11 protein-coding genes and 1 pseudogene are annotated in these 13,700 nt (G+C 73.2%); 4 read left to right on the top strand and 8 right to left on the bottom strand.

Annotation, left to right across the window (positions count from 1 at the left end; genetic code table 11):
- Positions 1–210 precede the first annotated feature (210 nt).
- Positions 211–1,005 carry an IclR family transcriptional regulator gene (locus ACLF5H_RS09650; RefSeq protein ID WP_421675642.1) on the top strand — a complete coding sequence of 265 codons (795 nt, stop codon included), beginning with the start codon at positions 211–213 and terminating at the stop codon, positions 1,003–1,005.
- Between the two features lie 41 nt (positions 1,006–1,046).
- Positions 1,047–1,646 (top strand): HD domain-containing protein, encoded by a 600-nt coding sequence (locus ACLF5H_RS09645; protein ID WP_421675641.1) that lies wholly within the window; start codon positions 1,047–1,049, stop codon positions 1,644–1,646.
- A 29-nt stretch (positions 1,647–1,675) separates the two neighbouring features.
- Here ACLF5H_RS09645 and ACLF5H_RS09640 read toward each other — a convergent pair.
- A pseudogene (locus tag ACLF5H_RS09640) lies at positions 1,676–1,972 on the bottom strand (DUF5955 family protein); the annotation flags it as partial.
- 166 nt (positions 1,973–2,138) lie between these two features.
- Here ACLF5H_RS09640 and ACLF5H_RS09635 point away from each other — a divergent pair.
- Together ACLF5H_RS09635 and aceB are read left to right on the top strand one after the other, a co-directional pair.
- Positions 2,139–2,747 carry a nucleotidyltransferase family protein gene (locus tag ACLF5H_RS09635; protein WP_421675640.1) on the top strand — a complete coding sequence of 203 codons (609 nt, stop codon included), beginning with the start codon at positions 2,139–2,141 and terminating at the stop codon, positions 2,745–2,747.
- A gap of 202 nt (positions 2,748–2,949) precedes the next feature.
- Positions 2,950–4,575, top strand: a complete 1,626-nt coding sequence (gene aceB, locus ACLF5H_RS09630; RefSeq protein WP_421675639.1) for a malate synthase A — start codon at positions 2,950–2,952, stop codon at positions 4,573–4,575.
- Positions 4,576–4,631: 56 nt separating this feature from the next.
- On the opposite strand, the gene ACLF5H_RS09625 is transcribed toward aceB, so the two are convergent.
- The 7 genes from ACLF5H_RS09625 to ACLF5H_RS09595 form a co-directional block, all read right to left on the bottom strand.
- Positions 4,632–5,546, bottom strand: a complete 915-nt coding sequence (locus ACLF5H_RS09625; protein WP_421675638.1) for a HipA family kinase — start codon at positions 5,544–5,546, stop codon at positions 4,632–4,634.
- A gap of 77 nt (positions 5,547–5,623) precedes the next feature.
- Complete coding sequence (locus ACLF5H_RS09620) at positions 5,624–6,376, bottom strand: 4'-phosphopantetheinyl transferase family protein (RefSeq protein WP_421675637.1); 753 nt, start codon at positions 6,374–6,376, stop codon at positions 5,624–5,626.
- A 55-nt stretch (positions 6,377–6,431) separates the two neighbouring features.
- The gene (locus ACLF5H_RS09615; protein WP_421675636.1) at positions 6,432–7,841 is read right to left on the bottom strand and encodes an MFS transporter; all 1,410 of its coding nucleotides are present in this window, start codon (positions 7,839–7,841) and stop codon (positions 6,432–6,434) included.
- The gene (gene argH / locus ACLF5H_RS09610; RefSeq protein ID WP_421675635.1) at positions 7,838–9,400 is read right to left on the bottom strand and encodes an argininosuccinate lyase; all 1,563 of its coding nucleotides are present in this window, start codon (positions 9,398–9,400) and stop codon (positions 7,838–7,840) included. The genes ACLF5H_RS09615 and argH overlap by 4 nt, the downstream gene beginning before the upstream one ends.
- Entirely contained in the window at positions 9,397–10,752 is a 1,356-nt protein-coding gene (locus ACLF5H_RS09605) for an ATP-grasp domain-containing protein (RefSeq protein ID WP_421675634.1), read from the bottom strand. The genes argH and ACLF5H_RS09605 overlap by 4 nt, the downstream gene beginning before the upstream one ends.
- Positions 10,749–11,807 (bottom strand): PLP-dependent cysteine synthase family protein, encoded by a 1,059-nt coding sequence (locus ACLF5H_RS09600; protein ID WP_421675633.1) that lies wholly within the window; start codon positions 11,805–11,807, stop codon positions 10,749–10,751. Before ACLF5H_RS09600 ends, ACLF5H_RS09605 begins: the two co-directional genes overlap by 4 nt.
- A gap of 1 nt (position 11,808) precedes the next feature.
- Positions 11,809–12,726 carry a kinase gene (locus tag ACLF5H_RS09595; protein ID WP_421675632.1) on the bottom strand — a complete coding sequence of 306 codons (918 nt, stop codon included), beginning with the start codon at positions 12,724–12,726 and terminating at the stop codon, positions 11,809–11,811.
- Positions 12,727–13,700 lie beyond the last annotated feature (974 nt).

Raw genomic sequence — 13,700 nt, 5'->3', positions numbered from 1 at the left:
GATTTCAACGTTCTGTTGAAGGAGTCTTCACTCCCGGTTCGGCGCCGTCAAGGGGCGTCCGCCCGGCGGCGGGCGGAGGGATGGCACCCTGGACGTTTCCACAAAGCGGAATTAGAATTCCAGCAAGCAGAACGTAGCTCCGTACAAGCGGGGAGTCAACCGTCCGCCGGGTAGGCTGCTGCCCTCCGTTCGTCCCGAAAGGAACGTGCCGTGCCGACGTCGAGCGCCAGCACCCCCGACTCCGCCAAGGCCCCCGGCGGTGGCGGGGTCCAGTCCCTTGAGCGCGCCTTCGACCTGCTGGAACGGATGGCGGACGCGGGCGGCGAGGTCGGCCTCAGCGAACTGTCCGCGACCAGCGGGCTGCCGCTGCCCACCATCCACCGGCTGATGCGCACCCTGGTCGCCTGCGGCTATGTGCGCCAGCAGCCCAACCGGCGCTACGCGCTCGGCCCCCGGCTGATCCGGCTCGGCGAGTCGGCGTCCCGGCTGCTCGGCACCTGGGCGCGGCCGTATCTCGCGCGGCTCGTGGAGGAGACCGGCGAGACCGCGAACATGGCGCTGCTGGACGGCGACGAGATCGTGTACGTGGCGCAGGTGCCCTCCAAGCACTCGATGCGGATGTTCACCGAGGTCGGCCGGCGGGTGCTGCCGCACTCCACGGGCGTCGGCAAGGCGCTGCTTTCGGCGGTGCCGGACGGCGAGGTGCGGGCGCTGCTGGGCCGTACCGGGATGCCCGCGGCGACGGACCGGACCATCACCACGCCGGAGGGGTTCCTCAAGGCGCTGGCGGAGGTGCGGGCGCAGGGGTACGCGGTGGACGACAACGAGCAGGAGATCGGGGTGCGCTGCCTCGCCGTCTGCGTGCCGGACTCCCCGACGGCCGCGGCGATCTCCATCTCGGGTCCGGCGGGCCGGGTGACCGAGGAGGCGACGGAGAAGATCGTGCCGGTGCTCCAGCAGGTCGCGGTCGAGCTGTCCCGGTCGCTGGCGAGCTCCGGCCTGTAGGCCCCGCAGGTCCGGCCGCCCGGAAGAGGGAGTCACCGACGATGGAACCCGGGCTGCCGGAGCTGTTCGACGCCATCGCGCACACCGCCCGGCTCCGCGAGGTCGAGCGGCACAACAACGCCACCCCGGGCCGCCGGGAGAGCGTCGCCGAGCACTCCTGGCACCTGGCGCTGGTCTGCTGGCTGCTGCACGGCGAGTTCGAGCGGGAGACCGGCCGGTCGCTGGACCTGGCGCGGATGATGAAGATGTGCCTGATGCACGACCTGGTGGAGATCGACACCGGGGACCCCTCGGCCTGGGCCCCCGGCGACCGGGAGGAGAAGGCGCGGCGGGAAGAGGCCGTCGCGCTGCGGCGGTTCGGCGCGCTGCCCGCTCCGCTGGCCGAGGAGTTCCTGGAGCTGTGGCACGAGTACGAGCGGGGCGGCACCGCCGAGGCGCGTCTGGTGCGCGGGGTGGACCGGCTCAACCCGGCCCTGATGCGCCTGCTCACCGGTCAGGGCTGGCAGGACGTGCCGGCCGACGCCGAGGCACTGGACCGGCTCCAGCTGCCCCGGGTGACGGTGAGCGAGACGCTGACCGCGCTGTACCGCCGCATCCGCGAAGAGGCTCAGGAGCGGGGGCTGTTCGCGTCGGAGGGCTGATCCGGGCGGGGCAGTGACTCCTGGCCCCGGCGCGCGGGTTCCCCGAACAGGTCCACCGCCGCCCTGACGGCCCGCAGCGCCCCCGAAAGGGCGCTCATCGAGCCGATGGCGCCCGCGAGGTGCAGCAGGGAGCCGCGCAGCCGGGGTATCTCCGGGACGCCCTCGGAGGTCATGGCGGCGAGCGCGGCCAGTTCGTCCTCCGCCGTGGCGCGGTCCGGGAAGTCCGTGCGCAGGGTGGCCAGTTCGCGGCGTAAGCGGGACACCGCCAGGCGCAGCTCCGTCACCCTCGGGTCCTCTTCACCGCCGGTCACCGGCCCCTGCCCCAAGCTCCGCAAAGCAGCCCTCCCCAGGCAGCCACGCCGTCGTGCGCGGGTCAGTAAACGCCACCCGGCCCGGCGAGCGCCATGGGGCATGCCGAAAATCAGCCCGAAGATTCCCGGAAGTCGGCCCGGGACTCCTGAAAGCCGGGCCGCCGTCGGGTATGCAGGAGCCATGACGGACATCGAGGACCCCACCGCGGCGGTCGCCGGTCTCGTGCTGGCCGCCGGGGGCGGCAGACGGCTCGGCGGACGGCCCAAGGCGCTGCTGGAACACCGGGGGCGGCCGCTGGTCGAGCACGCGGTGGGGGTGCTGCGGGCGGCCGGGGTCGGACGGATCCATGTCGTGCTGGGCGCGCGGGCCGAGGAGGTGCGCGAGCGGGCGGACCTGGGCGACTGCGTCCTGATCGACAACCCGCGCTGGGCCGAGGGCATGGGCTCCTCACTGCGCGCGGGACTCGCCGCGCTCGCCCTGACGGACGCACGGGCGGCCCTGGTCTTCCTGGTCGACCAGCCGGGCATCGGGCCCGAGGCGGTGGCGCGGGTCCTTCGGGCGTACGACGGCGAGAACGCGCTGGTCTCGGCCGCCTACGACGGGACGCGCGGGCATCCCGTGCTGTTCGGGGCGGCCCACTGGGCGGGGATCGCGGCGGCCGCCACCGGGGACCGGGGCGCCCGCGCCTATCTGAAGGCCCACCAGGGAGCCGTCCGCCTGGTGGAGTGCGCGGATGTGGCGCGGCCGTACGACATCGACACCGAGGCCGACCTGAGCCACCTCGAGTGAACGGGGTGTCGTCGGCCGGGCTCGTGGCACCCGGCGTCAGCTTGCCTCGACCCGGAGAATCTCGACATCAACACACCATTGAAGTTCCACAATGAGGAAACTAGTATCCACTGATCAGAAGCGTCCGGCCGCACAGCGGGCGCGATTCATCCCTTTCGTGCCACTTGGCACGTGGTGCCACCGCTGAAGGAAGTGACAGCTCATGTCCGCACCAGCGCCGTCCCCGCTGGCCATCGTCGACGCCGAGCCCCTGCCCCGGCAGGAGGAGGTTCTGAACGACGCGGCGCTCGCCTTCGTGGCGGAGCTGCACCGGCGGTTCACCCCGCGCCGTGATGAACTCCTGGCCCGCCGGGCCGAGCGCCGCGCCGAGATCGCCCGCACCTCCACGCTCGACTTCCTGCCCGGGACCGCCGCGATCCGCGCGGACGACTCCTGGCGGGTCGCCCCGGCCCCGGCCGCGCTGAACGACCGGCGCGTCGAGATCACCGGACCCACCGACCGCAAGATGACCATCAACGCGCTCAACTCGGGCGCCCGGGTCTGGCTCGCCGACTTCGAGGACGCCTCCGCGCCCACCTGGGAGAACGTCGTCCTCGGCCAGCTCAATCTGATCGCCGCCTACCGCCGCGACATCGACTTCACCGACCCGGTGTCCGGGAAGTCGTACGCGCTGCGGCCGGACGCGGAGCTGGCGACCGTCGTCATGCGCCCGCGCGGCTGGCACCTGGACGAGCGCCACCTCGTGGCCGAGGACGGCAGTCAAGTGCCGGGCGCGCTCGTGGACTTCGGCCTGTACTTCTTCCACAACGCGCAGCGGCTGCTGGACCTCGGCAAGGGCCCGTACTTCTATCTGCCGAAGACCGAGTCGCACCTCGAAGCCCGCCTGTGGAACGACGTGTTCGTGTTCGCGCAGGACTACGTGGGCGTCCCGCAGGGCACCATCCGCGCCACCGTGCTGATCGAGACCATCACGGCGGCGTACGAGATGGAGGAGATCCTCTACGAACTGCGCGACCACGCCTCGGGGTTGAACGCGGGACGCTGGGACTACCTGTTCTCCATCGTGAAGAACTTCCGTGACGGCGGCCCGAAGTTCGTGCTGCCGGACCGCAACGCGGTGACGATGACCGCCCCGTTCATGCGCGCCTACACCGAACTCCTCGTGCGCACCTGCCACAAGCGCGGCGCGCACGCGATCGGCGGCATGGCGGCCTTCATCCCCTCCCGCCGGGACGCGGAGGTCAACAAGGTGGCCTTCGAGAAGGTCCGCGCGGACAAGGACCGTGAGGCGAACGACGGTTTCGACGGCTCCTGGGTCGCCCACCCCGACCTGGTGCCGATCGCCATGGAGTCCTTCGACCGGGTGCTCGGCGACAAGCCGAACCAGAAGGACCGGCTGCGCGAGGATGTGCGGGTGTCGGCCGCCGACCTGATCGCCGTGGACTCGCTGGAGGCGAAGCCGACGTACGCCGGTCTGGTCAACGCCGTGCAGGTGGGCATCCGTTACATCGAGGCATGGCTGCGCGGCCTCGGCGCGGTCGCCATCTTCAATCTGATGGAGGACGCGGCCACCGCCGAGATCTCCCGCTCCCAGATCTGGCAGTGGATCAACGCGGGCGTCGAGTTCGAGAACGGCGTGAAGGCGACGCCCGAGCTGGCCCGCGAGGTCGCCGCCGAGGAACTCGACGCCATCCGCAAGGAGATCGGCGAGGAGGCGTTCGCCGCCGGGCACTGGCAGGAGGCGCACGATCTGCTGCTGCGGGTGTCCCTGGACGAGGACTACGCCGACTTCCTGACGCTGCCGGCGTACCAGCAGCTCAGGGGCTGAGCCCCGGCGGGTCTCCGGGTGGCTCGGGGCTCCCGCCCCGGGCCGCCCCGGGCCCGTCAGCGCAGGTGGATCGCCCCGTCGTGTGCCACGGCCGGTTTGCCGTGCAGATCGGGGACCTGCTTCAGCCAGTCCGGGCGGCCCGCCTGGGTGCGGGCGGCGCGGGCGGCGTCCTCGGCGGCGACCTGTTCGCGGCTCGGGAAGTCGGTGGGCAGCCACTCGGCCGACCGCCGCACCCGGGCCAGCAGATAGCCGACGTAGGCGTCCCGGACGTCGTCGGGCGTGGCGAACCCGGCGTCCTCGGCCAGCCAGGCGTCCGGCACCTCGGCGACGATCGCGCGCAGCAGCTCCTCCGTGACGCGCGGGGCGAGTTCGGCGTCGGCGGCACGGACGTCGGGGCCGTACGGGCCGAGGGCGTGGTGGCGGAAGTCGTACCGCTTGCCCGGACTCGTGGTGTCCCAGCGGTGGTGGAAGACGAGGGCGGCGCCGTGGTCGATGAGCCACAGCCGCGGCGGCACGGTGCCGAGGGTGGGCCACACCATCAGGTTGGAGCTGTGCACGGTGCGGTCGACGTTGACGGTCAGCGCGTCCAGCCACACCACGCGGCCGGCCTCCAGCGGATCCACCGGGAAGACGCGGGCCAGCTCCGGGGTGAGGTCGCGGGCGCCCGGCAGATAGTCCATGCCGAGGTTCACCCCCGCGCTGGCGCTGTGCAGGTCGCGCACCTCCTGGTGCGGCTCCGCCGCGGCGACGGCCGGGTCGAAGTGCACGAGGACCAGCTCGGGGAAGCGCAGCCCGAGCGCGCGGGCCAGCTCCCCGACGATCACCTCCGCGACCAGCGCCTTGTGCCCCTGTGCCGAACCGGTGAACTTCACGACGTACGTGCCCAGGTCGTCGGCCTCGACGATGCCGGGGACCGAGCCGCCGGAGCGCAGGGGCTCGACATAGCGGGTCGCGGTGACCTCTCTCAGCATGTCCTCACGTCACCAGCCTCTGCCGCCCTGCATTCGCCGCCCTGCGTTCCACGAGGTGAGCATAGACCGAGCGCGCCTCACCGCTGCCGGGGGAAGCGGCCGGTGACGCGGGTCGGGTGGGGAGCGCTGGTGGTCAGCGGTCCCCGGGTGGCCACCGAGGCGACGTAGCCGCGGTCCACCGGGACGTCCCGGAAGTGCCAGTCGACCCGGGGGCGCGGGCCGTCCGGGGTGCCCAGGCCGATGTAGTCCATGGCGGGGTCGCGGCCGAGACCGGTGCCGAGGCCCTTCAGGTACGCCTCCTTCCGCGTCCACAGCCGGGCGACGGCCCCCGGGCGCCTGACCGGGTCGAGGGCTTGGGCCTCCCGCTGCTCGTCGGGGTGCAGCATCAGGGCCAGCTCGCCGCTCCCCTCGATGTCGGGCACCAGCTCCACGTCCACCCCGATCGGCTCGCCCGCGACGCCGATCAGCACCAGGTCGCCGCGGTGCGAGAGCGAGAAGTGGAGATCGCCGGGGAAGCCGAGGAGGGCGGGGCGGCCATGGGGTCCGCCGCAGCAGGGGCAGGTCTCGCGGGCGTAGCGGATCTCCGCCGCCGGCACCCCGAGGTAGGACCCCAGTACCGCGCGCAGCGTGCGGTGCGCCGCCGTGAAGCGGACGCGGTCCGCGGGCCTGGCGAAGGACGCGGACCGCTCGCGTTCGGACGCGTCCAGCGTGGCGGCGTCCGGGGCGGCGTCCGGGGCGGCGTCCGGGGTGTCGGACAGCCGCAGCAGCCACAGGTCGGGGGAACCCGGAGGCGGAAGACGGCGCCGTACTGGCTGCGGGGTGGATGCCACTGGACTGCTCCCGGCCGTGGAGAGGGTGTCGGACGCGTTCATACGAGAGGGCCCGTCACATCGCGCGGGCCGTGGCCGTGCGCACCGGCGGCGCCGTCGCCTCCGGCGTGCCCCGGCGTCCGGCCACCGGCTCGGTGGGCAGGTCGCGGCGCCCGGCCAGCGGTCGCACCAGCAACAGCAGGCTGCTGACGGCGAGTCCGGCGGTCAGCAGCCACAGTGTCGGCCGCAGCCCGAAGGACGTACCGAGCGCGCCGCCGAGCAGCGCGCCGACCGGCACCGATCCGTAGTTGGCGACGGAGTAGCTCGCCGTGATCCGGCCGAGGAGCCCGGGCGGGCAGTACGTCTGCCGGAACGCGCCCTGGATGACGCTGCCGCAGACGACGCCCACCGACAGGCCCGCCAGGCCCAGGGCCACCAGCACGGACCGCGCGCCCGCGCCCGCCAGCGGGATCAGCAGCCCCAGCGGGGCGGTGACGAGTTTGCACAGCAGCATGCCGCGCGCCGTGCCGAAGCGCCGGGCCATCGGGCCCGCGGCGAGGGCGCCGAGGAGTCCGCCCACGCCGCCCGCCGCGAGCAGCCAGCCCACCGCGCCCTCGCCGACGCCCAGTTCACGCACCAGGAAGACGGTGAGGATGGCCTGGCAGCCGGTCAGCAGCAGATTGGTGACCGATCCGTAGAGCGTGAGCACCCGAAGGTAGGGATCGCGCAGGGTGTAGCGCAGGCCCTCGCGGATCTCCGCGCGCAGCCCGGGCCGCGCCCGGGGCGTCTCGACGCGCGGTTCGCGGCCCCGGACGGCGAGCAGGCACAGGGTGGAGACCAGGAAGGTCGCCGCGTCGGCCAGCAGCCCGGTCACCGCGCCGAGGGCCCCCGCCAGCAGACCACCGGCGCCCAGACCGCCCAGCTGCGCCACCGACTCGCTGCCCTGGAGCCTGGCGTTGGCCGCGGACAGCTCGTCCTTGGCCACGACGGTCGGCAGATAGACGCGGTACGCCACGGAGAAGAGGACGCTCGCGCAGCCGGTCAGCAGGGACACGGCGAGCAGCTGCGCCATGGTGAGAACGCCGTACCAGGCGGCGACGGGGACGGCGGCCAGCAGCGCCAGCGAGGCCAGGTTGCAGGCGATCATCAGCGGGCGCCTGCGTACCCGGTCCACCCAGGCGCCCGCCGACAGCCCGAAGAGCAGCCAGGGCAGCCAGGCGGCGGCGGCCAGCATGCTCACCCACAGGGTGCCTGCGTGCAGGGTCACCACGGCCACCAGCGGCATGGCGACGCCGGAGATGCTGCTGCCGAATTTGCTGACGGTCTCGCCGCCCCACAGCAGCCGGAAGTCATGCCGGTGCCCCACGCCCGGCCCCGCCCCGCCTTCGTTCTCGTCGTCCATGACCGCGTTCTCGTCGCTCATGACGGGGTTCTCTTCGCTCATGAGCGCGTTCTCTTCGCCCATGAGCGCGTTCTCTTCGCTCATGACGACTCGACCAGCGCCCGTACCGTCGTGGCGAGCCGGTCGGCCGCGCTCGTCCAGCGGGTCCGGCGCGCCGTCACCTCGTCCTGCAGCCGTTCGAGTTCGGTGGTGAGCCTTCCGAGGGCCGCCTCGGCCGCGGGGGCGCCGGGCCCGCCGCCGTAGGCGTAGGCGGCGGCGACGTCCGCGGGGTCCAGCCAGGACGAGCCGTCCCCCGGCGCGAGCGCGGCGACCTCGGGCCGGTCGCGGCCCGCCTCGGTCAGCGAGACCCCCCGGTCCAGGGCCGACAGCACGGTCTCCCCCACCAGATGGTGGGCCCTGCGGAACGGCATGCCGTCCATCACCAGGGACTCCGCCAGATACGTCGCCGTGGTGAAGCCCCCGACGGCCCGCTCCTCCATCCGCTCGCGCTCCGGCTCCGCGCCCGCCACCACCAGCCGCAGCAGGGTGACCGCGTCCAGGGTGTCGGCGAGGCCCGGCCACAGCTGGCGTACCGACTCCGTGCCCACCGCGATGGCGTTGGTGAAACCGGCCGTGGTCATCGCCGAGGAGGCGGCGACGAAGTGGCCGAGGGCGGCGCTCGACCGGCCCTGGATGTGCTCCAGCAGGAACGGGTTGCGCTTCTGCGGCATCATCGAGCTGGAGCCGACCAGGTCGTCGGCCATCCGCAGCAGCCCGAACTCCTCCGAGGTCCAGGTGCTCAGATCCCGGGCGACCCGGGCCATGGTCACGCCGAGGGTGGAGCACGCGGCGAGCAGGCGCAGCACGAAGTCCCGTGAGGCGACCGCGTCGACCGAGTTCGGTGCCGCGCCGGTGAAGCCCAGCAGCTCGGCCGTGCGGTGCGGGTCGATGCGGACGGAGGTGCCGCCGACGGCACCGGCCCCGAGCGGGTTGACGTCGATCTCCCGGCCCGCCTCCAGCAGCGCCTGAAGGCTCCGCAGCACCGAACCGGCGACACCGGCGAGGTAGTGCCCGTAGGTGATCGGCACGGCGGGCTGGCCGTGGGTGTACGCGGGCATGGTGACATCGCGGTAGACATCGGCGGCGGCCAGCAGGATGTCGGCCAACTCGGCGACCTCGGTGAGGAGTTCGCCGTACGGCCCGCGCGTCTTCAGCCGTACGGTCGTCGCGTTGAGATCGTTGCGGGAGCGTCCGGTGTGCAGCACACCGCCGATCCGCTCGCCGAGCCGCTCCACCAGTCTGCCCTCGTAGGCCAGGTAGACGCCGCGGGGCATGGGCATGCCGCGCAGCTCGGCGAAGTCGTCGGCGCGCAGGGCCGTGATGGTGTCCAGCAGGACCGCGACCCGGCCGGTGTCCACGATGCCGCGCTCGGACAGCATGACCAGATGGGCCAGGTCCACCTCGCTGATCAGGCGCAGCTCCTGCACCAGGCCGTCCCGGCCGGAGCGGGAGCCGGAGCCCGGCAGGTACTGGTCGTAGACGATCCGGTGCGCCTCGTCGTTGAGCGTGGTCCGCAGCCGGCCGGTGTCGGCACCGTCGCGGACGGCCGTCTCCGCCCGGCAGGCGATGGCGTCGAGGGCGTGGAGGGCGTCGATGGCGCTCATACGGTCTCCTTGCTGTCCTCGCGGTCCTTGCGGTTCTCGTGGTCTTCGTGGTCCTCGTGGTCCTCGCGGTCCTGGGCGGGGTGGCTCTGCGCGGGCGCAGGCACCGCCGACGGCACGGCCGGGGGGCGCAGCGCGGTGGCCAGCCCGGTCACCGCCTCCTCCGCCGCCCGTGCCGCGGCGGCCGTCGAGGAACCGGCCGTGATCACATGGCCCAGTCGGCCCCGGAAGTCCTCGGCGGGTCCCACGGGCGTCCCCGGCGCGCGGTACAGCGCGGCGTCCACCACCTCCGGCACCTCCCGGGCCCGGGACAGCGCCTCCTCGACGGCGTCCGCGGGACCGAGGGTGCCCGCCGCCTCGGCGGTCAGGAAGCGGATCGACGCCCCGGCGTCCCGGTCGCGCTCCAGCGTCACCGGCAGCCCGACGGCCGCCCGGACCTGCGCGGTGATCAGGTCGATCCCGCAGGCGCGGCGCACCAGTTCGGGGATCATGCCGCCCGCCAGCCGGGGGTTGACCTCGATCACCCGGGGGGTGTCGCCGTCCAGCCGCAGTTCCACGTGCGCCGCGCCCCAGCCGAGGCCGAGGGCGCGTACGGCCGCGACCGCGCAGGCGGTCAGGGCGTCCCGTCGCCGGGGCGGCAGGTCGGCGGGCAGGTCGTGGCCGGTCTCGACGAACACCGGCGGCGGACCGATGTGCTTGGCGACGGTCACCACGGCCTCGTGCCCGACCACCTCGACCGAGAACTCTCGGCCCGTCAGGTACGACTCGACCAGGATCCAGGTGGGCGCGGCCAGCCCCCGCTCGTTGACGGTGGCCGAGAGCAGGGCACCGGCGTGGTCGGCGACCTCCCCGAGGCTCGCGCACAGCCGTACGCCCACGCTGCCGGAGCCCTGGACCGGTTTGACCACGACGGGCAGGCCCAGCCGGGCGGCCGCGTCGACGGCCTCCGCGACCTCGCCGACCTCCGTGAACGCGGGCACCGGCACCCCGGCCCCGGCGAGCAGGCGGCGCTGGGTGGTCTTGTCACGGCAGGCCTGTACGGCGTCGGCGGCCGGGCCGGGGAGCCCGAGCCGGGCCGCCACCTCGGCGGCGGTGACGACGAAGTACTCGGAGCTGGACAGCACGCCCGCGATCTGCGCGGTCGCGGCCAGTTCCCGCACCGCGGACCAGAGGGCCGCCGGGTCGGCGGTGTCGACGACGACCGTGCGCAGGCCGTCCTCGGCGGCGTACGGATAGCGTCCGGGATCGGCGCTGAGCAGCACCGGTTCGATGCCCTCAGCCAGGGCCCGCTGGGCGAACCGGCGCCCTGTGCCGGTGGTGTTGGACTCGATCAGGAGGAGCAGCCGGTCGTTCATGCGTTCGCTCCGGGGACCATCACATCGTCGAACCGGCGCCGCGCCCACAGCAGCCGGGACCAGGTCGAGGGCGCGTCCAGCGGGTGGTCGACCAGGGCCGGGCCCGCCGGGTTGGCGGCCGGGGTGATGCCCTGCTCGCGCAGCCAGGTCTCGTTGTAGACGGTCGACTGGTAGCGGTAGCCCTCGTCGGGCAGTACGGCCACCACCGTGCTGTCGGGGTTCTGCCCCGCCCACCAGGCGGCGACCTGGAAGGAGGCGCCGCTCGTCGGGCCCATGAACAGGCCGTGGGTGCGGAACAGTTCATGGGTGGCGTGGAACGCCTCGGGCGCGGTGACCCAGTGCACCTCGTCGTAGGCCGAGTGCCGCACATTGCCCGGGTGGATGCTGCTGCCCAGGCCGCGCAGCATCCGGGGGCGGTCCGGGGTGCCGAAGATGATCGAGCCGTGGGTGTCGACGCCGACCAGGTGCAGGGTCGGGTCGGCCAGCCGCAGGGCCGCCGCGAGGCCGCCCGTGGAGCCGCCGGAACCGACCGGGCCGACCAGGCAGTCGACCGAGCCGAGGGTGCCGCCGATCAGTTCGGCGACCGCGCCGTATGCGGCCGGGTTGTCGGGGTTGTCGTACTGGCCCGGTACGAAGCTGTCCGGGCGCAGCCGGCGCAGTTCCTCCACCCGGGCGAGCCGGGCGCCCTGGATGCCGCCGGGCTGTCCGGTGTCCTCGACGATCTCCACCGTCGCGCCGAGCATCGTCAGCCGGGTGTACAGCTCCCGGTCGATCGCCGCGTCCCCGACGATGGTGAGGGGGTAGCCGCGCAGCCGGCACACCATGGCGAGGCCCAGGGCGAAGGTGCCGGAGGAGGTCTCGATGATCGGGGTGCCCGGCAGCAGGGTCCCGGCGGCCTCGGCCTGGTCGATGATGTAGCGGGCGGGCAGCAGCTTCATCAGGCTGAAGGCGGCCCCGTAGAGGTTGTCGGTGAGTTGGATGATGCGCGGGAGCTCGGTGGCTTCCACTACGGACGAGTGCACTTTGGCGGCACTCGCGACCACGGTCGTCGTCATGTCAGTCACCCGTCGTGAAGATCCACTGCTCGTGGATGCCCGTGCTGTGCAGAAGGTCTTTCGCGTGTTCGGTGCGGGCCTCGACGTCGCGGTCGTCGCGGTCGAAGAGGATGCCGGCGATGTCCCCGCTGTGGGCGGCCTGCACCCCGAGGGCGCCGACCTCCCGGACGATCCAGCGGATCCGGTCGAGGTCCGGTATCGGCAGATGCCGCTGGTTGATCTCGGTGCTGGCCGTGGCCACCGCGCCCAGGAGGGCCGCGTCCTTGGTCTGGATGGCGTCGCGGAGCATGGCCTGGAGCTCGGCGAAGCTCCGGGTCTCGGCGGTGCCGTAGCTGGCGGGCGGGAAGGCGAGGGTGTCCACGCCCTGCCCGTTGTTCTGCGGCCGTGAGCCGAAGCCGAGGACGCGCACCGGTGGCATGCGGTAGCCGAAGTCCTCGATGACCTCGCCGTCGCGCTGGGCGAACAGTACCGACGTCTCCTCGAACATCAGGGAGTCGGAGGCCAGTTCGGCCTGTACGGCGAGCCGGGCCACGTCCTCGGGGGCCAGCGCGCTGACGAACGCGTCCTTGACCGCCCAGATGGTGGCGAGGACATCGCTGGTCGAGGAGCCGAAGCCGCGGCACAGCGGGACGTCGCCGGAGAGGTCGAGGTGACCGCCCACGGGGTGTTCGCCGTCCGGGCTGATCGCGGCGATGGTGAGGTCGGCCGCGCGCAGGGCCTTGGTCTTCCAGGCCGGGGAGACGGTCACTTCGGCTCCGGGTGCCGGCATGAAGGTCGCGTGTGTCTTGTAGATGGTGCAGGGGAGCGTCACCAGGCCCCTGGTGAGTCCGCCCTCGTGGGGGAAGACGCCCTGCAGGATCTCGCCGTGATGGATGGGAGCCGAAGCGATACCGAGGCGCCAGCCGGAATGATCAGCCATATCCCTTGCTTCCTCTGAGGCCGGGCCGCTCCTTTGCGTACCGGGTCGGCCGTTCGGACACATTCACATTAGGAAAAAGAACCGGCCGAACCCGGTGGCTGAAGCGGCAGTTCCCGGGCAGTCGCTGTGGGGCGGGGGACGGGGCCGAGGGCGGGGGTGCGCTCTCGGGGCCGATCGGGGTCCGCTCGGGGTCCGCTCGGGGGTCGTCCGGGGATCCGCTCGGGGGTCGTCCGGGGGGCTGCTCGGGGCCGGTTCGGGATCCGCTCGGTTTCCGCCCGGGGGGCCGGGGGGCCGGGAGGTTGGCCGGGGGCCACTCGGTGGCCTGACCATGGGGCCGTCCGGGGGGGCAACTCCCGGCCCCGCCGAGGACCCCGCCCAAGGGCCCGCCCAGGAAACCGAGTTGGCCGGGGTCGGACCGGAGACCCCTCGGGAACCGGCCGGGGAGCGCTCGTGGCCGCTCGGTGATCCGCCCCTGAGGCCGCCCGGAGGCAGACACGGTTCCGCCAGGGGCGAGCCGGTAGCCATCCGGGGACCATCAGGCGACCGGCCGGGGGGAGAGCCCCTCGGGGAGAGACCGGCCGAAGTCATTGGCCCGGCGAGCGCTCCAAGACCGACCAGGGGCCGGCCGAAGGCCACCCACGGCCCAGCCGAAGACCGGCCGAGGACGACACGGCGGCCCGGCCGAAGGCGACTTGGGGACCACCGGGAACCAGGAACCACCAGACGAGCAACCGGGAGGGCAGTGAGCGTCGGACCGGCCGAAGACCACCCGCGAACCCGACCGGAGACGTGGCTCTGAGAACACTCCGGGACCGGCCAGGGGCCGGGCCGGAGGCCGACCCAAGACCACCGCGCGGCCCGGCCGAAAGCGACCCGGGGGGCGCCGGGGGTCAGGGGCCGCCCGGCCACCGCCCGAGAGGCAGAGACCGGCCAGCGTTACGGCTGAAAGACCGCTCCAGGACCACCCGGGGGCA

The sequence above is a fragment of the Streptomyces sp. LaBMicrA B280 genome (assembly GCF_049222185.1).
GTDB classification, from domain to species: Bacteria; Actinomycetota; Actinomycetes; order Streptomycetales; family Streptomycetaceae; genus Streptomyces; species Streptomyces murinus.
Note: the sequence above shows the minus strand (reverse complement) of the source record. Positions and strands in the feature narration are given on the sequence as shown.